This window comes from Pseudomonas sp. 10S5 (genome assembly GCF_035019745.1).
Lineage (GTDB): Bacteria > Pseudomonadota > Gammaproteobacteria > Pseudomonadales > Pseudomonadaceae > Aquipseudomonas.
Window position 1 is genome coordinate 218,982 of the sequence record NZ_JASJVL010000008.1, and the last position, 19,668, is coordinate 238,649.

Genomic DNA, 19,668 nt, shown 5'->3' on the forward strand with positions numbered 1-19,668 from the left:
CTGACTGATCCTTATCCATGGGCGACATGGCCGAATCCGTTCCCGACGCGCTAAGCCCAGTCTTTGGGGGCTGGTTGCGATAAGTACGTCAATGTCGCAGATAGGTAAGTGGTCATACTGCTCCTTAAGCAAAATCCGCACTATAAGGCCGACATTCGGCCGTGGAGATAAGCATGTCCAACACTTTCCTTAATCCGGTAACTACCCAGACTTGGGCTAATGGCCGTCACCCTGTGCGCGTCGTTAAGGTGATCCAGGAAACCTGGGACGTGCGAACCTTCTGCTTCATGGCCGACCAGCCAATCTTGTTTTTCTTTAAGCCTGGTCAATTCGTAACATTAGAGCTTGAGATAGACGGCGTGCCGGTGATGCGTTCCTACACCATTTCCAGCTCACCGTCCGTGCCGTACAGCTTCTCGATCACCATCAAGCGCGTGCCCGGCGGCAAGGTCTCCAATTACCTGCACGACACGCTGCATGAAGGTCAGGAGTTGGCAGTACACGGTCCCGTGGGGCTGTTCAACGCCATGGACTTCCCGAACCCGAAGATTCTCTACCTCAGCGGCGGCGTTGGTATTACTCCGGTCATGTCCATGGCGCGCTGGTTTTACGACACCAACGCCAATGTCGACATGGTCTTCGTGCACAGCGCCCGTACGCCCAAAGACATCATCTATCACCGCGAACTAGAGCACATGGCGTCGCGGATCGATAACTTCAGTCTGCACCTGATTTGTGAAAAGCATGGTTTGGGTGAGCCGTGGGCCGGTTATCGCGGTTACTTGAATCAGAAGATGCTGGAATTGATGGTGCCTGATTTTCTGGATCGCGAAGTTTTCTGTTGCGGGCCGACGCCTTACATGACTGCCGTAAAACGCTTGCTGGAAGCTAATGGTTTCAACATGGCTCAGTACCATGAAGAGTCATTCGGTGCGACCCCGCCCGAAGCGCGCGCGGATGCGGTGGAGCAAGCCGAAATCGCTGCTGACGCCCCGGAAGTTGATTTGGCGGACTTGCACCAAGTGGAATTTCTTTCTTCCGGCAAGAGCATTCGCGTCGCGCCGGGCGAAACCGTGCACGCAGCGGCCGCCAAGCTCGGTCTGCTGATTCCAAAAGCCTGCGGTATGGGAATTTGTGGCACGTGCAAGGTGATGAAGTTGGGCGGGGAAGTAGAGATGGATCACAACGGGGGTATCACTGACGAAGACGTTGCCGAGGGCTACATCTTGTCGTGCTGCAGCGTGCCGAAGGGCGATGTGCGGATCGATTTTTAAAGCTGATCGCGGCCTTCGGCCGGTCCTATAGACGGGCCAATATTCAGACGTGGACAGCTCCACCAACCCGTTGAACTGCACCCTGGAAATTGGACTTATGTCCAACGTTCGGGGCGCAGTTCACGTGTATGAGAATTTATTCGCGAGTGGCTTACAACCTGAAGCGCGACACCATACTGCTCAGGTCCACCGCCAGGCGCGATAGTTCGTTGCTGGCGGAGCTGGTCTGAGTAGCACCCGTGGCCGATTGCACTGACAAGTCGCGGATATTCACCAGATTGCGGTCAACTTCCCTGGCCACTTGCGCTTGCTCTTCTGCCGCGCTCGCGATAACCAGGTTGCGTTCGTTTATTTGCACGATGGCAACGTTGATGGTGTCTAGCGCCAAGCCTGCGCCTTTAGCAATATTCAGCGTCGACTCAGCACGCTCGGTGCTGTTGCGCATCGAGTTAACCGCCTGCTCAGTACCGCCCTGAATGCTGCCGATCATCCGTTCGATTTCGCTGGTGGACTGTTGAGTGCGGTGCGCCAATGCGCGAACTTCGTCAGCGACGACGGCAAATCCACGGCCCGCTTCACCGGCGCGCGCGGCTTCGATCGCTGCGTTAAGGGCCAGCAAGTTGGTCTGGTCGGCCAGGCCCCGAATCACGTCCAGCACCTTGCCGATATCGCGGGATTCGTTAGCCAGGTTGCCGATCAGTTCGGCGGTGCTTTGTACGTCGCCGCTCATGCGTTCGATAGCGCCCACGGTTTCCATGACCAACTCGCGGCCATCGCTTGCCGATGTGGTGGCATTTTTTGACGCGTCGGAGGTGCTGACGGCATTGCGCGCGACTTCCTCCACGGCGGTGGTCATCTGGTTGACTGCCGTTGCCGCTTGTTCGATTTCTTTGTTTTGCTGCGCCAATCCCCGAGCACTTTCATCGGTCACGGTGTTGAGCTCTTCAGCCGCCGACGCTAGCTGGGTGGCGGACCCTGAAATGTGGTGCAGCGTGTCGCGTAATTTTGCCTGCATCTTTTGCATGGCCTTGAGCAAGCGCCCGATTTCGTCACTGCCTTCAACTTTAATTTGGCGCGTCAGGTTACCTTCAGCGATGTCTTCGGCTACCAATAAGGCTTCCGAAACCGGGTGCGTGATGCTGTTGGTTAGCAACCAAGCGAACAGCACCGTCAGGAAAGTTGCAATGATGAGAAGCCCGACCACCATGTTGAACGCCAGCGAATACTGATCGGCGCCTTCAGCATTAGCAATGGTCATCTGTTGGGTATTGATATCTACCAATTTAGTCAGGATGACGTTCATCTGGTCCGAGTTATCTTGAAGATCGGCGTTGAGCAGCGTTTCCAGCTCGTCGATCTTATTGGCCCGGCTCAAACTTCGCATACGGTCTTCAAGCTGCCGGTACTGAGCGACCAACTGCAAAAACTGGTTATACGTGGTCTTTTCGTCGGCACCTTCGATGAGTTTTTCGTAACTGGCTTGAGCTTCAGTCACCATTTGATCGCGTTTGGTCATTGAGTCCAGAGTTTTCTCCTGGACTATCGGATCGCGGTTTAGCGCTAGGCGAAAAGACAGCACACGCAAGCGAACGCTATGTTCAATCAGCTTGTCCAGGTTTCGGATACTGGGCAGGGTGTTCTGAGTAATGACCTCGCCCGCGGTGCGAATTTTGTTCATTTGCGTCAGGGCAAAAACACCCAGAATCAGCATCAATGCGCCTATCAGAGAAAATCCGAGAAATGCGCGCGGTGCGATATTGATATTTCGAAGAGACATAGGATTTCCAGGGGCGCGTTCCGCGCAGCGAGAAGCAAATAGACAGCAACCTGTATCACCTATCGGACGCAAGACTAAAGTCTTGAGTGTGTTGACCGAGTATTTGTCGTCTTTCGGATAGGTCCGACGACCAGCAGGAACCAGAGTGGGAAAATGCAGTCAGTAGCACTCGTTATGCATTTACGGTGGGGTGACTTTTCTTTATCGTGTGCGCCCTTGAAATTTGCTTGAGAAATCAAAATGTTGGAATCATCCCTGAGTCAATTGGAACAACTGGTCGGCGACCTCGTACAGCAGAATCAGGCGCTGCAAGCCGCTAATTCGCAGCTAAGCGCAGAGCTGGCGCAAGTGAAGGATGAAAATGACAGTCTTCAATTGAATGTGTTGGAGCAAGAAGAAAAACAAGGCGCGACCGCTGCCCGGATTCAGGCGCTGGTTGATCGTGCCACCCGCGTTACCGCTGTCAGCGCATGAGTAACGACAGGGACGGGATCAAGGTCGTCTCGATTCTGGGCAACGACTACTCGATCAAGGCGCCGATTGGAGAAGAGCAAACCCTCCTGGAAGCCGCGGTTATGCTCAAGGCAGCCCTGGCAGACACCAAGCGCAAATACCCCAGTCTGATGGGTGACAAGTTGCTGGTGTTGGCCGCGTTGAACCTGTGTTCGCAGCAAGTCGAACTCAAGCAGCGGCACAAAAAGGAACTCAACCGTTATCAAGAGCAAGTCAGCGCCACGGTTGAAGTGATATCCAAGACTATTGCTCAGGGCTGAATCGAGCCGGTAATGCGGTGCAACTCTGTGGGACCGAATTCATTCGGGAAGGAAACAACGCGGTGTTACCGACAGTCCGCGCCGCCCAATTCCCGAATAAATTCGGTCCCACAGAAAAGCCACCAATCTGCATTTATCCCGCCTGCATCACTAACCGAATGTCCGCCGCCAATTCACGTACGCGGTCTTCCTCGGTATCCCATGAGCACATGAACCGCGCGCCTCCATCGCCGATGAAGGTGTAGAAGCGCCAGCCTTTATTCGTCAGTGCTTTGATCGCAGGTTCCGACATCTGTAAGAACACGCCGTTAGCTTGCACCGGAAACATGAGTTCTACGCCGGGAATGTCTTTCACCAATTCCGCGAGCAGTTGCGCGCAATGGTTGGCATGGCGGGCGTGCTTGAGCCATGCGTCGTTTTCCAGCAGGCCAACCCATGGCGCTGAGAGGAAGCGCATCTTCGACGCCAATTGCCCGGCTTGTTTGCAGCGGTAATCGAAGTCTTCGGCCAGCTTGTGGTTGAAGAACAGAATCGCTTCGCCCACTGCCATGCCGTTTTTGGTGCCGCCGAAACACAACACATCAATGCCGGCTTTCCACGTCAGCTCGGCGGGTGTGCAATTAAGGAAGGCGCAGGCATTGGAGAATCGCGCGCCGTCCATGTGCAGGTGCAGACCGAGTTCTTTGCAGGTGGCGCTGATGGCCTTGAGTTCTTCTATCTGATAAACGCTGCCGACTTCAGTTGCTTGGGTCAGGGTCACAACCCGGGGTTTGGGGTAGTGAATATCCTGACGCTTGAGTGCGACTTCGCGAATCGACTCCGGGGTCAGCTTGCCGTTTTCGCTGCGGGCGGTCAGCAGTTTGGAACCGTTTGAAAAAAACTCAGGCGCGCCGCATTCGTCGGTTTCGACGTGGGCGGTTTCCGAGCAGATAACGCTATGGTAACTCTGGCATAACGACGACAACGCCAGAGAGTTGGCGGCGGTGCCGTTGAAGGCGAAAAACACCTCGCAGTCGGTTTCGAACAATTGACGGAAATGATCCGACGCGCGAGCGGTCCATTCATCATCGCCATATGCCCTTTGATGGCCGTGATTGGCCTGTTCCATGGCGGCCCAGGCCTCGGGGCAGATCCCGGAGTAGTTGTCGCTGGCAAACTGCTGGCTTTTATCTGTCATGGCCGATTCCCTTTGATCGAAGATGGCGCACTTTACCCACGATTGCGGGTTCAGGTCATGGGTTGTTCGGTTTTGCCCGACTGTGGAGCGTTATGAGATCGTCGCAAACGATGACAAGAGACACCGCGCTAGACCTGTTGAAGTGGTTGGCGGTGCTGAGCATGGTTCTCGATCATCTGCGCTATGTAGGCTGGTCGCTGAACATTCTATACGTGCCGGGCCGCTTGGCCTTTCCGTGGTTTTGCCTGGCGATTGCCGCCAATCTTGCACGTAAAGGATCGGGTCAGGGCGTTCAGTGGCGTTATTTGGGATCGATGGTGGTGTTCGCGTGTGTGGCGGAACTGCCGTATCGCCTGTACATATCGGCTGATGCGACGACGTTGAGCGTGATGCCGACGTTGGCTGTAGGGCTGCTGGTGGCGCGGGGCTGGATTGATCGCACGGTTTCGGCGTGGGTGCTGGCAGGCTTGGCATTGCTGCTGGCATGGGTTTTTCGCGAACAGCTGATGTTCGGCTTTTATGGTGCACTGTTACCGTTGTCGTTTTTATGGGCGCTGCGCAGACCCTGGTACGCCGCGCTGTTGCCGGGGGCAGTGTGTTTGGCAAGCAATGCCTGGCCGCAAATGTTTGCCGGCGCCAGTTGGGGTGACCCAATCTCGATTGGCGGGATTATCGTGTGCTTGTCTGCGCCGTTGATCGGGCTGGCGATCTTGCGCTCTCATCCACCTATCGCGATTTGGCCCATGCGCCGCTGGGCGTACGCAATCTATCCCGTGCATTTTTTGCTGTTATTGGCCCTGCGGACAGCAGTCGGGCCACTGTAGCTGGCCCCCCCCCGCTGATTTCGAGCGGAAAACTTGGGTCGGCTGCATTGACGCTTTCGTTGGCAAGCCCACTTCCACAGGATTTCGGCAGGCCCGGAATAAATAGTAGGCATCGAACATTCATCGCGCGGCGGCTCCTACCGCGCGCTTGCTCGCGATCAGATGCGCAGCAGTCGTAAACCTTGAATTCAGCCTTTGGGATCGCCTCGCGCTCCATCGGAGGCAAGCCCGCTCCTACATCTTTAGCCACCAATTATCTCTGCGCGCCAACCCATGTCGTAAACGCACCTTTGCGTGGCGTCCATAGGCATTTGGCCTGTCTGCGTCGGACCTACCATCGCATCCAAAGGGCGCTTTACAAGCCCTATCGATAAGCTAGGCGCAGCGCCGCCGCTGGGAGAACCGCGATGTTCAGCAAGCTAGACCAAATCCAAGGTTATGACGATGCACTGTTGGCAGCGATGAATGCCGAGGAGCAACGCCAGGAAGACCACATTGAGCTGATCGCTTCGGAAAACTACACCAGCAAGCGTGTAATGGAAGCTCAAGGCAGCGGCCTGACCAACAAATACGCCGAAGGCTACCCCGGCAAGCGTTACTACGGCGGCTGTGAACACGTCGATAAAGTTGAGTCGCTGGCCATCGAACGCGCCAAGCAATTGTTCGGCGCCGATTACGCCAACGTTCAGCCGCACTCCGGCAGCCAAGCGAACGCCGCTGTTTATCTGGCCCTGTTGAATGCAGGCGACACGGTATTGGGCATGAGCCTGGCCCATGGCGGTCACCTGACTCACGGCGCCAAGGTCAGCTTCTCCGGCAAGCTCTATAACGCAGTGCAATACGGCATCGACACCACCACGGGCTTGATCGACTACGACGAAGTCGAGCGCATCGCCATGGAATGTAAGCCGAAAATGATCATCGCCGGGTTCTCGGCGTATTCGAAGACTCTGGATTTCCCGCGTTTTCGCGCCATCGCCGACAAAGTGGGCGCTTACCTGTTCGTCGACATGGCCCACGTTGCCGGTCTGGTCGCTGCGGGTCTTTACCCGAACCCGCTGCCGTACGCTGACGTCGTGACCACCACCACCCACAAAACCCTGCGCGGTCCACGTGGCGGTTTGATTCTGGCTAAAGCCAACGAAGAACTTGAGAAAAAATTCAACTCGGCGGTATTCCCGGGTGGCCAAGGTGGGCCATTGATGCACGTTATCGCCGCCAAAGCGGTGTGTTTCAAAGAAGCTATGGAGCCAGGCTTCAAGGTGTATCAGCAACAAGTGATCGACAATGCTCAAGCTATGGCGCAAGTGTTCATGGACCGTGGCTACGATGTCGTTTCCGACGGTACTGACAACCACCTGTTTTTGGTCAGCCTGATTCGTCAGGGCCTCACCGGTAAAGAAGCTGACGCCGCCTTGGGCCGCGCGCACATTACCGTGAACAAAAACTCGGTACCGAATGATCCACAATCGCCCTTCGTCACCTCGGGCCTGCGTATAGGCACCCCGGCTGTCACGACACGCGGTTTCAAAGTGACCCAGTGCGTCGAGTTGGCGGGCTGGATTTGTGACATTCTCGACAACCTCGGCGATGCCGATGTCGAGGCCAATGTTGCCAGCCAAGTTGCCGCGCTGTGCACCGATTTTCCGGTTTATCGCTGAGTCAGGAGTAGATCCATGCAGCATTACTCAGGCTTCGGCCTCTTCAAGCACTCCCTCAGCCATCATGAAAACTGGCAGAAGATGTGGCGCACGCCGACCCCGAAAAAAGTCTACGACGTGGTTATCGTCGGCGGCGGCGGGCATGGTTTGGCCACGGCTTACTATTTAGCCAAAGAGCACGGCATCACTAACGTGGCCGTGGTCGAAAAAGGTTGGTTGGGCGGCGGCAACACCGCGCGCAACACCACCATCGTGCGCTCCAACTACTTGTGGGACGAATCGGCGCACCTGTACGAGCACGCCATGAAACTGTGGGAAGGCTTGTCGCAGGACATCAACTACAACGTGATGTTCTCTCAGCGCGGCGTCTACAACCTGTGCCATACCCTGCAAGACATGCGCGACTCAGAACGCCGGGTCAGCGCTAACCGTCTGAACGGCGTGGACGGCGAGTTGCTCAATCAGAAACAGGTCGCAGAAGAAATCCCGTACCTTGACTGCTCGAAAAACACCCGTTATCCGATCATCGGCGCCACCGTTCAACGCCGTGGCGGCGTTGCGCGTCACGATGCTGTGGCCTGGGGCTTTGCCCGCGCGGCTGACGCCTTGGGCGTTGACCTGATTCAACAAACCGAAGTCATTGGTTTCCGTAAAGAAAACGGCGTGTGCATCGGTGTGGAGACCAATAAAGGCTTCATCGGCGCCAAGCGCGTCGGCGTCGTCACTGCTGGTAACTCAGGGCACATGGCCAAACTGGCGGGCTTCCGCCTGCCGATCGAATCACACCCGCTGCAAGCACTGGTGTCTGAGCCGATCAAACCGATTATCGACAGCGTGATCATGTCCAACGCGGTTCACGGCTACATCAGCCAGTCCGACAAGGGCGACTTGGTGATCGGTGCCGGTATCGACGGTTGGGTTGGCTATGGTCAACGCGGTTCATACCCGGTGATCGAACACACGATTCAGGCCATCGTCGAGATGTTCCCGGTGTTGTCCCGTGTGCGCATGAACCGTCAGTGGGGCGGTATCGTTGACACCACGCCAGACGCGTGCCCGATCATTTCCAAGACCCCGGTGGGCAACATGTTCTTCAACTGCGGTTGGGGCACCGGTGGTTTCAAAGCCACTCCGGGTTCGGGCAACGTGTTTGCCGCAAGCCTTGCTAAAGGCGAGATGCACCCCTTGGCAAAACCATTTTCCATCGACCGTTTCCACAACGGTGCGCTGATCGACGAACACGGCGCCGCGGCTGTCGCCCACTAACAGGAGAAATCCCTATGTTGCACATCTTCTGTCCTCACTGTGGCGAGTTGCGCTCTGAAGAGGAGTTTCACGCTTCGGGGCAGGCTCATATCCCGCGTCCATTGGACCCGAACACCTGCACTGATGCTGAGTGGGGCGATTACATGTTTTTCCGCGATAACCCACGCGGCCTACATCACGAGTTGTGGGACCACGTTGCCGGTTGCCGTCAGTATTTCAATGCGACCCGTGACACCGTGACCTACGAAATTCTCGAGACTTACCTGATCGGCGAGAAACCGCAGTTCACCGCTAAAGCGGCTACTCCGGTATTGGGAGACAAGGCATGAGCCAGAACAATCGCCTGCCTAACGGTGGCCGTATCGACCGTAGTAAGGTGCTGAATTTTACCTTCAATGGCCAGAGCTATCAGGGCTATGAAGGCGACACATTGGCCGCTGCATTGCTGGCCAATGGCGTCGACATTGTTGGCCGCAGCTTCAAGTATTCGCGTCCTCGAGGGATTTTCGCCGCCGGCTCCGAAGAGCCGAACGCGGTATTGCAGATCGGTTCGACCGAAGCCACGCAAATTCCCAACGTGCGCGCCACGCAACAAGCGCTGTATCAGGGTTTGGTCGCCACCAGCACCAACGGCTGGCCGAGCGTAAACACTGACGTGATGGGGATTCTCGGTAAGGTCGGCGGCAAGCTGATGCCGCCGGGCTTCTACTACAAAACCTTCATGTACCCGCAATCGTTCTGGATGACCTACGAGAAGTACATTCGTAAGGCCGCGGGTCTTGGCCGTTCGCCGACTGAGAACGACCCTGACACCTACGATGCGATGAACCATCACTGTGACGTGTTGATTGTGGGCGCCGGCCCTGCTGGCCTGGCTGCTGCATTGGCTGCTGGTCGCAGCGGTGCTCGGGTCATCCTCGCCGATGAACAGGAAGAGTTCGGCGGCAGCCTGCTCGACAGCCGTGAAAGCCTGGATGGCAAACCGGCGGCCGAATGGGTTGCGACGGTGCTGGCTGAGCTGAAGACCCTGCCGGACGTAATCCTGTTGCCTCGCGCCACGGTCAACGGCTACCACGACCATAACTTCCTGACCATTCACGAGCGCCTGGCCGATCACCTCGGTGACCGTGCGCCAATCGGCCAAGTACGTCAGCGTATGCACCGGGTTCGCGCCAAGCGTGTCGTGCTGGCGACCGGTACTCACGAGCGTCCACTGGTTTACGGCAACAACGACGTGCCGGGCAACATGCTGGCTGGCGCTGTTTCCACCTACGTGCGTCGTTACGGCGTGGCACCGGGTAAAAAACTGGTGCTGTCGACCAACAACGATTACGCCTACCGCGTTGCATTGGATTGGCTCGACGCTAGCCTGCAAGTGGTGGCTATCGCTGACGCCCGGAGCAATCCACGCGGTGCGTTGGTTGAAGAAGCACGGGCCAAAGGCATTCGGATTCTGACCTCCAGCGCCGTAGTTGAAGCGCGTGGCACCAAGCGCGTAACTGCCGCGCGGATTGCCGCCATCGACGTCAAAGGCCATCGCGTTACCAGCCCTGGCGAGTGGCTCGATTGCGATTTGGTCGGCAGCTCCGGTGGTTACAGCCCCATCGTTCACTTGGCCTCCCATTTGGGCGGCAAGCCGATCTGGCGTGAAGACATCCTCGGTTTCGTACCGGGCGAAGCACCGCAGAAACGCGTGTGCGTTGGCGGTATCAATGGTGTGTTCGGCTTGGCTGATGCCCTGGCCGATGGCTTTGAAGGCGGCGCTCGCGCAGCCAATGAAGCGGGCTTCAAGATCGTTGAAGGCACATTGCCCAAAGCGCTGACCCGTTTGGAAGAGCCGACCCTGGCGTTGTTCCAGGTGCCGCACGAAAAAGCCACGGCACGGGCGCCCAAGCAATTCGTCGACCTGCAAAACGACGTCACCGCCGCCGCCATTGAACTGGCGACCCGCGAAGGCTTTGAGTCGGTTGAACACGTTAAGCGCTATACCGCACTGGGTTTCGGTACCGATCAAGGCAAGCTCGGCAACGTCAACGGTCTGGCGATTGCTGCCCGCTCGTTGAACATGTCGATCACCGAAATGGGCACTACGATGTTCCGCCCGAACTACACCCCGGTCACCTTCGGCGCCATCGCCGGTCGTCACGCCGGTCACATCTTCGAGCCTGTGCGCTTCACGGCGCTGCACGCCTGGCACGTTAAAAACGGTGCCGAATTCGAAGATGTCGGTCAGTGGAAGCGTCCGTGGTACTTCCCGAAAAACGGCGAAGACCTGCACGCAGCCGTCAGCCGTGAATGCAAAGCCGTGCGCGACAGCGTCGGCCTGCTCGATGCCTCGACACTGGGCAAAATCGACATTCAAGGCCCGGATGCCCGTGAGTTTCTCAACCGCATCTACACTAACGCCTGGACCAAACTCGACGTGGGCAAGGCGCGTTACGGCCTGATGTGTAAAGAAGACGGCATGGTCTTCGACGACGGCGTAACCGCTTGCCTCGCCGACAACCACTTCTTGATGACCACCACCACTGGCGGCGCTGCACGCGTATTGCAATGGCTGGAAATCTATCAACAGACCGAATGGCCAGACCTGAAGGTGTACTTCACTTCTGTGACTGACCATTGGGCAACCTTGACGTTATCCGGCCCGAATAGCCGCAAGCTGCTCAGCCAAGTCACCGACATCGATCTAGACAAGGACGCGTTCCCGTTCATGACCTGGAAAGAAGGCTTGGTCGGCGGCGTCCCGGCACGGGTGTTCCGTATCTCGTTCACCGGTGAGCTGTCCTACGAAGTGAATATCCAGGCCAACTACGCCATGGGCGTTCTGGAAAAAATCATCGAAGCGGGCAAGCAGTACAACCTGACCCCGTATGGCACCGAAACCATGCACGTGCTGCGGGCCGAGAAGGGTTTCATCATCGTCGGCCAAGACACCGACGGCTCGATGACTCCGGATGACTTGAACATGGGCTGGTGTGTTGGCCGGACCAAACCGTTCTCGTGGTTGGGCTGGCGTGGCATGAACCGTGAAGATTGCGTGCGTGATCAACGTAAGCAGTTGGTGGGCCTCAAGCCGATTGATCCGACCAAATGGTTGCCGGAAGGTGCGCAGTTGGTGTTCGACACTAAACAGTCGATCCCGATGACGATGGTTGGACACGTGACGTCGAGCTACACCAACGGCACGCTGGGTTATTCGTTTGCGCTGGGTGTGGTCAAAGGCGGCTTGAAGCGCATGGGTGAAAGGGTGTTCGCACCGTTGGCCGATGGCAGCGTGATCGAAGCCGAAATTTGCTCCTCGGTGTTCTTCGATCCCAAAGGCGAACAGCAGAACGTTTGACGCGGGTTGCTTAACCTGTAGAAGCTAACTTTTGGCGAGAGGTTTGACGCGGTAATCCAGATCTACCGCTTCGCCAACAAGTTGGCTCTACAGAGCGCGTTTTGGCAACAATACAGAATTCAAACAGGTGCTCTATGACCACAGCCAACGTTTACCAACAACGGCCAACGACCGGTGAAAAAGCCGAGTCACCGTTGTTTCACGCCGACCTCGGCAGCTTGGTCGGCAAGGGCCGCAACAACCCTGGCGTGACGCTGCGCGAGAAAAAATTGTTGGGCCATCTGACACTTCGTGGCGATGGTCATGACGCAGCCTTCGCCGCAGGTGTACATAAAGCCTTGGGCATGGAGTTACCGGGCGCACTCAAGGTTGTGATCAGCGGCGAAAGCTCATTGCAGTGGCTCGGTCCGGATGAATGGCTGCTGATTGTTCCGAGCGGCGAAGAAATGGGCGCTGAGCAGCGTTTGCGCGACGCATTGGTCGGGCATCACATCGCCGTCATCAACGTCAGCGGCGGACAAAGCCTGCTGGAACTCACCGGACCAAAGGTTCGCGAACTGCTGATGAAATCCACCAGCTACGACGTGCACCCGAATAATTTCCCGGTGGGTAAGGCGATCGGCACTGTATTCGCCAAATCGCAATTGGTGATTCGTCGTACCGGCGAGCAGACCTGGGAATTAGTCATCCGCCGCTCGTTCTCCGATTACTGGTGGATGTGGCTGCAAGATGCCAGTGCGGAGTATGGGTTGAGTATCCAAGGCTAATCACTGTAGGACCGAATTCATTCGGGAAGCGGGCAATTGGGTTGGACTGATGCACCGCGGCGCTCCACTTCCGAATGAATTCGGTCCCACGGGTCAATTTGCAAACAAGGAACAGAAAATGAGCCGCGCCCCCGACACATGGATTTTGACTGCCGATTGCCCGAGCGTTTTAGGTACGGTGGACGCGGTGACCCGCTATCTGTACGAGCAGAATTGTTACGTGACCGAGCACCACTCCTTCGATGACCGGCTGTCGAGCCGGTTCTTCATTCGCGTCGAGTTTCGCCAACCGGAGGGCTTTGATGAAGAGGCATTCCGCGCAGGTTTGGCGGCGCGTGGTGAGGCTTTCGGGATGGCGTTCGAACTGACAGCGCCCAACTACCGGCCTAAAGTGGTGATCATGGTTTCCAAAGCTGATCACTGCTTGAATGACTTGCTTTATCGTCAACGCATCGGGCAACTGTCCATGGATGTCGTTGCTGTGGTGTCCAACCATCCTGACCTGGAACCCTTGGCACGCTGGCATGACGTCCCTTATCACCATTTCGCCCTTGATCCCCATGATAAATCCGCACAAGAGCGTCAGGTGTGGCAAGTAATTCAGGAAGCCGGCGCCGAACTGGTGGTGCTTGCGCGCTACATGCAAGTGCTGTCGCCCGAGCTGTGCCGTCGTCTCGATGGCTGGGCGATCAACATCCACCACTCGTTGCTACCGGGCTTCAAAGGTGCAAAACCCTATCATCAGGCCTACAACAAAGGCGTAAAACTGGTCGGCGCAACCGCGCACTACATTAACAACGACCTCGACGAAGGCCCGATCATTGCTCAGGGCGTCGAAACGGTCGATCACAGCCACTACCCCGAAGACCTGATTGCCAAAGGTCGTGACATCGAGGCGCAAACATTGGCCAGGGCAGTGGGTTATCACATTGAACGACGGGTGTTTTTGAACGCAAGCAGGACGGTGGTGCTTTAGGTGCAGCTTTAAGCTGCAAGCAATAAGAGAACAGCAGTACGAGGTGAGCTTGCACTTGCAGCTCACCCCCTTCCTCTTCACAACAACAAATACAGAGGTGACGGCATGTCTGGTAATCGTGGTGTGGTGTATCTCGGCGGCGGCAAAGTCGAAGTACAGAAAATCGACTATCCCAAAATGCAGGATCCGCGCGGCAAGAAGATTGAGCACGGTGTCATCCTGCGCGTGGTATCCACCAACATCTGTGGTTCCGATCAACACATGGTACGCGGCCGCACCACTGCCCAGGTCGGCCTGGTCCTTGGCCATGAGATCACCGGTGAAGTGATCGAAATGGGCAGCGGCGTCGAAAACCTGAAGATCGGCGACCTGGTATCGGTTCCTTTCAACGTAGCCTGCGGCCTGTGCCGCTCGTGCAAGGAGCAACACACCGGTGTCTGCCTGAGCGTCAACCCGGGCCGCCCCGGCGGTGCCTACGGTTACGTCGACATGGGCGACTGGACCGGTGGCCAAGCGGAGTATGTGCTGGTGCCGTATGCCGACTTCAACCTGCTCAAGCTGCCGGATCGCGACAAGGCCATGGAAAAGATCCGTGACTTGACCTGTCTCTCCGACATTTTGCCGACCGGTTACCACGGCGCTGTCACGGCGGGCGTTGGCCCAGGCAGCTCGGTGTATATCGCCGGTGCGGGTCCGGTCGGTCTGGCGGCCGCTGCTTCGGCGCGTCTGCTGGGTGCTGCGGTGGTGATCATCGGTGACGTCAACCCGGTCCGCCTGGCCCACGCCAAGGCTCAGGGCTTCGAAATCGCCGATCTGTCCCTGGACACGCCACTGCACGAGCAGATCGTCGCACTGCTGGGTGAGCCGGAAGTCGACTGTGCCGTCGACGCCGTTGGCTTCGAAGCTCGCGGTCATGGCCATGACGGCGCGAAGCACGAGGCTCCGGCTACCGTACTTAACTCGCTGATGGGCGTGGTTCGCGTGGCTGGCAAGATCGGTATTCCTGGCTTGTACGTCACCGAAGATCCAGGTGCCGTCGATGCCGCTGCGAAAATGGGCAGCCTGAGCATTCGCTTCGGTCTGGGCTGGGCTAAATCTCACAGCTTCCACACCGGCCAAACTCCGGTCATGAAGTACAACCGCCAACTGATGCAAGCCATCATGTGGGACCGCATCCATATCGCTGACATCGTCGGCGTTGAGGTGATCAGCCTGGACCAGGCGCCACGTGGTTATGGCGAATTTGATGCCGGTGTGCCGAAGAAATTTGTGATTGATCCGCATAAGTTGTTTAGTGCGGCGTAATGATTTGTCGGTAACAAAAAGGGCGCCTGAAGGCGCCCTTTTTGTGAGTGATGGTTTTTTGTGGAGCCAACCAATTGGCTCCTTGGTAATTCTACAACCCTGCCAATGCCCCTTTATACAAGATCGGTCCGGTCGGTTTCCCGGTCGGCGAACCACCTGTAGGTTCAAGAGTGACCGCTAAGGTGACTGGCTTGTCCAGCAGTCGTTGTTGGCTTTCGCTCAAGTCGAGCCGACCTTTAGCGTTAGCTGGCAAAACACCGAGGGAAACCGGTTGGCCGTTTGCCGGGATGGCCCACAGTTCAAGGCTGCGGTCTGGATTGACGGATGCCAGTGTCAATGGCTCCACTTCCAGATGTCGGTTGTAAGCGTGGACACTGATCGCCGGTTGTTGGTTTGAGGCCATCAACGTGGCGTTGTAAGTGAGGGTGTCACGGTTGTAGAGCACACCCACAACAATCGCGATCATCAGCGAGCAGGCGACGGCAGCGATACGCAGCCAACTCCAGAGCGGCCGCTTGTGCGGCACATGCAGCGTTTGCGGGTTGATCCGCGCCACAATGGCCAGCCAGACGCGCTCTGGCACGGCTTGCTCGGGCAATGGATCAGTGAGGCTGGCAAGCGTTTTTTGCCAATGAGCCAATTCAGCACGCAATGCTGGATCATCCAACAGTAAATGCTCGAAACGAAGGCGCGCGGCAGTGGACATCAAACCGATGGCGTAGTCAGCGGCGAGGGCGCGGCGCAGTGCGGGTTGTTGATAATTCATGATTCAAGACACCTGCGCAGGCGCTCCATGCCTCGGCGAATCCACGATTTGACCGTGCCTAGTGGCGCGGCCAATTGCGTGGCGAGATCAGCGTGGGACACTCCATGGAAATACGCCGTGATAATCGATTTGCGCTGCATCCCATCAAGGGTATCTAGACAGCGCTGCAATGCATTGGCTTCGCGCTGGCTGTCGAGTTGTTCATGGGCGGATGGGCCGTCGTCCATAAGCGCAGCGGCTTGGTCGTCGGTCAACGGGACTTCCCGGTGCTTGCGCAGTTGGTCAATGGCCATATTACGAGTGATGTTGACCATCCAAGTCATTGGAGCCGAAAGATTGGAATCGTAACGCGAGGCGTGATGCCAAATACGGACAAAGGCTTCTTGCAGGACTTCTTCGGCCAAATCGTTGCGACTCATACAACGCAAGGCGACAGCGAATAAGCGTCCGGAAACGCTGCGGTACAGGTTCTCAAAAGATCGGCGGTTGCCCAGCGAACATTGAGCCAATAATTGCCTGAGTTCATCGGCATCGACAGAAGAAATAGTGGCTCTCCAAACAAGATAAAGGTGCTGACCATGCTTTTTGGCAACTTCATGGCAGGGTAGTTCAGGTTTCTTCGCTGTTCCATTCACCTTTTATGCTCACTTCATAGGACGGTTTACGCGCTGTGGCTAAGCATCCGTGACCTGTAGGAGATGTCGTCCCGTCTTCGAAGCAGTGCGGCCGCGCCTCAACAACGGGATATGTAGGAGCTGCCGAAGGCTGCGATAAGGTCGGCACTACGTTCGGCTGTTAAAAAACGGCCGGTTTCCGACCCCATCGCAGCCTTCGGCAGCTCCTACAAAGTGGGGCGTTAGCTCTTAGGCATCAGCACTTTGTCGATGACGTGAATCACGCCGTTGGATTGCGTAACGTCGTATGTGCTGATGTCGGCAACGCCACCTTTTTCATCTTTGATGATGATGTTATGCGGACCGTTCATCATCAGAATCAGCTTGCCGCCGCTGACGGTGGTCAATTCGGTTTTACCGCCGCCCGCCTTGATACGCTTGGCGAGTTCCTCCATGTCAAGGTTACCGGCGACAACGTGATAGGTCAGGATATGGGTCAACGTGGCTTTGTTTTCAGGTTTTAGCAGGGTGTCTACCGTGCCTGCTGGCAAAGCGGCGAACGCCGAGTTGACCGGGGCGAACACAGTGAATGGGCCTTTACTTTTCAAGGTGTCGACAAGACCTGCGGCTTTCACTGCAGCGACAAGAGTGGTGTGGTCTGCGGAGTTGACGGCGTTATCGACAATAGTTTTGCTGGGCGACATACCCATGCCGCCAACCATTACCATGTGCGACATATCAGCCGCTTGCACGGTTGAAAACATAAAACCGGCGGACAACGCCAGTGTTAGGAGGCTGGCAATCATTGGCGCTTTAATCGAAGTGCGTGTCATGTGAGTGATCCTTATTAATTGGTTGGAAAATCGGCCAGAGGTCTGTCCGTGCTTGATATACGCAGCGCCCGCGGATATGGATGCATACCCGTGAACTATATTTTTCTTGCACTTAAGGAATAGGGCATCGCCGGCACCAGGGAACAATTCTGGAACTGCTGCGGTCAAAACGGCAGTTTTCTACCGGCGATGGCCGGACATGAATCAAGGAGTTACATCGATGCAAATCACACGCGCTGTTGCACTCGCTACGCTTATGGTCTCGGCCGCGACCCCGGTATTCGCCTTCAACCTGAGTGACGTCGCTGGCGCGGTTGCCGGTTCCACCGGAGTTAATCAGAACGCAGCGTCTACGCCTCAAGCTTCCGGTCTGCTGAGTGCATTGGGCAGTCAATTGAACGTGACCCCGACGCAAGCCGTCGGCGGCACGGGCGCTTTAATGGGACTAGCCCAAAACAAATTGAGCAGTGGAGATTACTCAGCGCTGACCAAGTCAGTTCCGGGCCTCGATCAACTCTCTGGTGCGGGGGCACTCAGCAGTTTGTTGGGCAATGCGGGCGGTTCATCTGCCTCAGGCACGTTAGATAACGTTAAGAGCATGACCGACGTAAACTCGGCTTTCAGCAAGTTGGGCATTAGTGGCGACACAGCGAGCCAGTTTGCGCCAGTGATCCTGAAATACTTGGATGACCAAGGCACCAGCGGCACGGTTTTGAAAAGTCTAGGCAGCATCTGGGGCGTCGGTAGCTAAAGGCCTAACGCATGATGTTGCGGAGTATTAATGCCGTTGTTTACGAATGTTTCACGTCGGCATGTTTATGCTGATGTCTATTAACGGTGGCGGCCCGCACGCTGTCTTCATTTTGAGAATCCCCCTACGTGAAATCGATTCTGGCGCTGTTTTCCTTGCTCGCGCTGCCTGTAATGGCTGCGGAGCCAACGTTATATGGTCGCTATGAGTACATCGGTGTGCCGGAATTCGGCGTCGTGCTCCAAGGCAAAATGGACACTGGCGCGTTGACCGCTTCGTTGTCGGCCAAAGACATTCAACTGTTCAAGCGAGATGGCGAAGACTGGGTGCGTTTCCGCCTGGCGACCAAGGATGCCAGCGATAAAGTTTACGAACATAAGGTCGCACGAATCAGCCGTATCAAAGGCCGTCTTGATGGCGACGAGGAAGATGAGTCGGTCGACCCAGCCAAGCGTCCGGTTGTAGATCTTGAGCTTTGCCTGGGCCAGGCCAAGCGAACGGTAGAGGTCAATTTGGTAGACCGTCGTAATTTCAACTTTCCGTTACTAATCGGCGCCAAAGCCCTGCGAGAGTTCGGCGCGGCGGTTAATCCGGCTCGGCGTTACACTGCAGATAAGCCAGATTGTTGAGTCTGCTCGAACTTTTTTCGTCGGCAAGCCAACGGATAATTTGGGAGGCTTGCCCGCGAAGAGCCCGCACGGTCCAGCACGCTTAGGTGTTTGTTTCCATTGAGCGCCTAAACGTTTGGTTGTGTGCTCAGCATCGACGGCCGCTTGCTTACGTCCGCGTACCAGTTGGCCAGGCGTGGGTAACTACTGCGCCAATTTAAATCTGGCTGGCGAAAGTCTAAATAGCCCAGCGCCGCGGCCACGCCGATGCTGGCGATATCGAATTGCGAGCTGAGCTCAGCGACCGCATCCTGCTCAAAATAGGCGAGCGTCCTCTGGATTTTTTCTGCCTGATTATCCAGCCATAAATCCCAGTGCTTTTCTGGCGGACGCAAGAAGGTTTCATAACGAATCAGCAGCGCCGCATCCAGCACGGCATCTGCCAGCGACGCCAGGGTCAAGCGCCTCCAGCGCGCAGAGCCATCACGCGGGATCAACGGATTGCCCGCATGTTGATGATCGAAATAGTCAAGAATCACCCGACTGTCATCAATCACATTTCCGTCCGCCAAGCGCAAGGTCGGGAGCTTACCTGTTGGGTTTTCCTGAATGAGCACAGCATCGGGGCTTACCGGGGTAGGAAGCGTCTGTAGCAACGTCACGCGCTCAAACTGCCCTGTCTCATGTAACAAGATCAGAACTTTGCGAGCGAAAGGCGATGCCACGTTGTAGAACAGCGTGGTGCTGGGACTGGACATGGAAAATCCTCAGACGAGACAGTTGAGTAGACTAATTGGCGCCGGAGTGGGTGGCAATCTGGAATGGCCAAATTCTCAATCCACATACTCTACATACCGCGCCATCAGGTTCGGGCGCTGGAAGGTGTCGATTTGATCGATCTTGCCGCGCATGTCGTAGAGTTCTTGGTCGAAGGTAGCGTCGTCCATATCGAT

The 19,668-nt window shown here is 56.5% G+C and carries 19 protein-coding genes and 1 pseudogene; 13 read left to right on the forward strand and 7 right to left on the reverse strand.

Annotation, left to right across the window (positions count from 1 at the left end):
- Positions 1-173: 173 nt before the first annotated feature.
- Complete coding sequence (gene gbcB, locus QN378_RS11325) at positions 174-1,274, forward strand: glycine-betaine demethylase subunit GbcB (protein ID WP_322205729.1); 1,101 nt, start codon at positions 174-176, stop codon at positions 1,272-1,274.
- A 151-nt stretch (positions 1,275-1,425) separates the two neighbouring features.
- Here the strand turns inward: gbcB and QN378_RS23595 are convergent, their stop codons facing one another.
- Complete coding sequence (locus tag QN378_RS23595; RefSeq protein WP_407074512.1) at positions 1,426-2,298, reverse strand: methyl-accepting chemotaxis protein; 873 nt, start codon at positions 2,296-2,298, stop codon at positions 1,426-1,428.
- Positions 2,281-3,051, reverse strand: a pseudogene (locus tag QN378_RS23600) (MCP four helix bundle domain-containing protein); the annotation flags it as partial. The pseudogene QN378_RS23600 and the gene QN378_RS23595, both read right to left, overlap by 18 nt.
- Before the next feature lie 240 nt (positions 3,052-3,291).
- On the opposite strand from QN378_RS23600, the gene QN378_RS11335 reads away from it, so the two are divergent.
- Complete coding sequence (locus tag QN378_RS11335; RefSeq protein WP_322205727.1) at positions 3,292-3,525, forward strand: hypothetical protein; 234 nt, start codon at positions 3,292-3,294, stop codon at positions 3,523-3,525.
- Positions 3,522-3,824: a cell division protein ZapA gene (locus tag QN378_RS11340; protein WP_322205726.1), complete on the forward strand. Its 303-nt coding sequence runs from the start codon at positions 3,522-3,524 to the stop codon at positions 3,822-3,824. The genes QN378_RS11335 and QN378_RS11340 overlap by 4 nt, the downstream gene beginning before the upstream one ends.
- Before the next feature lie 133 nt (positions 3,825-3,957).
- On the opposite strand, the gene QN378_RS11345 is transcribed toward QN378_RS11340, so the two are convergent.
- On the reverse strand, positions 3,958-5,001 hold the full coding sequence (locus QN378_RS11345; protein ID WP_322205725.1) for a low specificity L-threonine aldolase: 1,044 nt from the start codon (positions 4,999-5,001) through the stop codon (positions 3,958-3,960).
- Positions 5,002-5,093: 92 nt separating this feature from the next.
- Here QN378_RS11345 and QN378_RS11350 point away from each other — a divergent pair, with 92 nt between their 5' ends.
- The 8 genes from QN378_RS11350 to fdhA all read left to right on the forward strand — a co-directional run bounded on the left by QN378_RS11350 (position 5,094) and on the right by fdhA (position 15,143).
- Entirely contained in the window at positions 5,094-5,825 is a 732-nt protein-coding gene (locus QN378_RS11350) for a TraX family protein (protein ID WP_322205724.1), read from the forward strand.
- A 407-nt stretch (positions 5,826-6,232) separates the two neighbouring features.
- A complete protein-coding gene (gene glyA / locus QN378_RS11355) occupies positions 6,233-7,486 on the forward strand; it encodes a serine hydroxymethyltransferase (protein WP_322205722.1) in 1,254 nt (417 codons plus the stop codon).
- A gap of 15 nt (positions 7,487-7,501) precedes the next feature.
- The gene (locus tag QN378_RS11360; protein ID WP_299833178.1) at positions 7,502-8,752 is read left to right on the forward strand and encodes a sarcosine oxidase subunit beta family protein; all 1,251 of its coding nucleotides are present in this window, start codon (positions 7,502-7,504) and stop codon (positions 8,750-8,752) included.
- A gap of 14 nt (positions 8,753-8,766) precedes the next feature.
- Entirely contained in the window at positions 8,767-9,081 is a 315-nt protein-coding gene (locus tag QN378_RS11365) for a sarcosine oxidase subunit delta (RefSeq protein WP_322166486.1), read from the forward strand.
- Complete coding sequence (locus tag QN378_RS11370) at positions 9,078-12,095, forward strand: sarcosine oxidase subunit alpha (protein WP_322205721.1); 3,018 nt, start codon at positions 9,078-9,080, stop codon at positions 12,093-12,095. Before QN378_RS11365 ends, QN378_RS11370 begins: the two co-directional genes overlap by 4 nt.
- Positions 12,096-12,229: 134 nt before the next feature.
- The gene (locus QN378_RS11375; protein WP_322205720.1) at positions 12,230-12,862 is read left to right on the forward strand and encodes a sarcosine oxidase subunit gamma; all 633 of its coding nucleotides are present in this window, start codon (positions 12,230-12,232) and stop codon (positions 12,860-12,862) included.
- Between the two features lie 118 nt (positions 12,863-12,980).
- Entirely contained in the window at positions 12,981-13,838 is an 858-nt protein-coding gene (purU, locus tag QN378_RS11380) for a formyltetrahydrofolate deformylase (RefSeq protein WP_322205719.1), read from the forward strand.
- A 105-nt stretch (positions 13,839-13,943) separates the two neighbouring features.
- Positions 13,944-15,143 (forward strand): formaldehyde dehydrogenase, glutathione-independent, encoded by a 1,200-nt coding sequence (fdhA, locus tag QN378_RS11385; protein WP_322205718.1) that lies wholly within the window; start codon positions 13,944-13,946, stop codon positions 15,141-15,143.
- 91 nt (positions 15,144-15,234) lie between these two features.
- On the opposite strand, the gene QN378_RS11390 is transcribed toward fdhA, so the two are convergent.
- The 3 genes from QN378_RS11390 to QN378_RS11400 form a co-directional block, all read right to left on the reverse strand.
- On the reverse strand, positions 15,235-15,909 hold the full coding sequence (locus tag QN378_RS11390) for an anti-sigma factor domain-containing protein (RefSeq protein ID WP_323546814.1): 675 nt from the start codon (positions 15,907-15,909) through the stop codon (positions 15,235-15,237).
- Positions 15,906-16,544, reverse strand: a complete 639-nt coding sequence (locus QN378_RS11395) for a sigma-70 family RNA polymerase sigma factor (RefSeq protein ID WP_407074106.1) — start codon at positions 16,542-16,544, stop codon at positions 15,906-15,908. Before QN378_RS11395 ends, QN378_RS11390 begins: the two co-directional genes overlap by 4 nt.
- Positions 16,545-16,765: 221 nt before the next feature.
- Complete coding sequence (locus tag QN378_RS11400; protein WP_322205716.1) at positions 16,766-17,356, reverse strand: fasciclin domain-containing protein; 591 nt, start codon at positions 17,354-17,356, stop codon at positions 16,766-16,768.
- A gap of 220 nt (positions 17,357-17,576) precedes the next feature.
- Between QN378_RS11400 and QN378_RS11405 the strand changes: the two genes are divergently transcribed.
- Together QN378_RS11405 and QN378_RS11410 are read left to right on the forward strand one after the other, a co-directional pair.
- Positions 17,577-18,107: a DUF2780 domain-containing protein gene (locus QN378_RS11405; RefSeq protein ID WP_323546812.1), complete on the forward strand. Its 531-nt coding sequence runs from the start codon at positions 17,577-17,579 to the stop codon at positions 18,105-18,107.
- Between the two features lie 128 nt (positions 18,108-18,235).
- Positions 18,236-18,736: an ATP-dependent zinc protease gene (locus tag QN378_RS11410; protein WP_323546810.1), complete on the forward strand. Its 501-nt coding sequence runs from the start codon at positions 18,236-18,238 to the stop codon at positions 18,734-18,736.
- Between the two features lie 107 nt (positions 18,737-18,843).
- Here QN378_RS11410 and QN378_RS11415 read toward each other — a convergent pair whose 3' ends face one another.
- Positions 18,844-19,473, reverse strand: coding sequence for a glutathione S-transferase family protein (locus QN378_RS11415; RefSeq protein WP_323546809.1), 630 nt, complete (start codon positions 19,471-19,473; stop codon positions 18,844-18,846).
- Positions 19,474-19,668 lie beyond the last annotated feature (195 nt).

Coding starts and splice junctions, on each gene's coding strand:
- gbcB (WP_322205729.1), top strand. CDS start 174: ATGTCCAACACTTTCCTTAATCCGGTAACTACCCAGACTTGGGCTAAT.
- QN378_RS23595 (WP_407074512.1), bottom strand. CDS start 2,298: ATGCAAAAGATGCAGGCAAAATTACGCGACACGCTGCACCACATTTCA.
- QN378_RS11335 (WP_322205727.1), top strand. CDS start 3,292: ATGTTGGAATCATCCCTGAGTCAATTGGAACAACTGGTCGGCGACCTC.
- QN378_RS11340 (WP_322205726.1), top strand. CDS start 3,522: ATGAGTAACGACAGGGACGGGATCAAGGTCGTCTCGATTCTGGGCAAC.
- QN378_RS11345 (WP_322205725.1), bottom strand. CDS start 5,001: ATGACAGATAAAAGCCAGCAGTTTGCCAGCGACAACTACTCCGGGATC.
- QN378_RS11350 (WP_322205724.1), top strand. CDS start 5,094: ATGAGATCGTCGCAAACGATGACAAGAGACACCGCGCTAGACCTGTTG.
- glyA (WP_322205722.1), top strand. CDS start 6,233: ATGTTCAGCAAGCTAGACCAAATCCAAGGTTATGACGATGCACTGTTG.
- QN378_RS11360 (WP_299833178.1), top strand. CDS start 7,502: ATGCAGCATTACTCAGGCTTCGGCCTCTTCAAGCACTCCCTCAGCCAT.
- QN378_RS11365 (WP_322166486.1), top strand. CDS start 8,767: ATGTTGCACATCTTCTGTCCTCACTGTGGCGAGTTGCGCTCTGAAGAG.
- QN378_RS11370 (WP_322205721.1), top strand. CDS start 9,078: ATGAGCCAGAACAATCGCCTGCCTAACGGTGGCCGTATCGACCGTAGT.
- QN378_RS11375 (WP_322205720.1), top strand. CDS start 12,230: ATGACCACAGCCAACGTTTACCAACAACGGCCAACGACCGGTGAAAAA.
- purU (WP_322205719.1), top strand. CDS start 12,981: ATGAGCCGCGCCCCCGACACATGGATTTTGACTGCCGATTGCCCGAGC.
- fdhA (WP_322205718.1), top strand. CDS start 13,944: ATGTCTGGTAATCGTGGTGTGGTGTATCTCGGCGGCGGCAAAGTCGAA.
- QN378_RS11390 (WP_323546814.1), bottom strand. CDS start 15,909: ATGAATTATCAACAACCCGCACTGCGCCGCGCCCTCGCCGCTGACTAC.
- QN378_RS11400 (WP_322205716.1), bottom strand. CDS start 17,356: ATGACACGCACTTCGATTAAAGCGCCAATGATTGCCAGCCTCCTAACA.
- QN378_RS11405 (WP_323546812.1), top strand. CDS start 17,577: ATGCAAATCACACGCGCTGTTGCACTCGCTACGCTTATGGTCTCGGCC.
- QN378_RS11415 (WP_323546809.1), bottom strand. CDS start 19,473: ATGTCCAGTCCCAGCACCACGCTGTTCTACAACGTGGCATCGCCTTTC.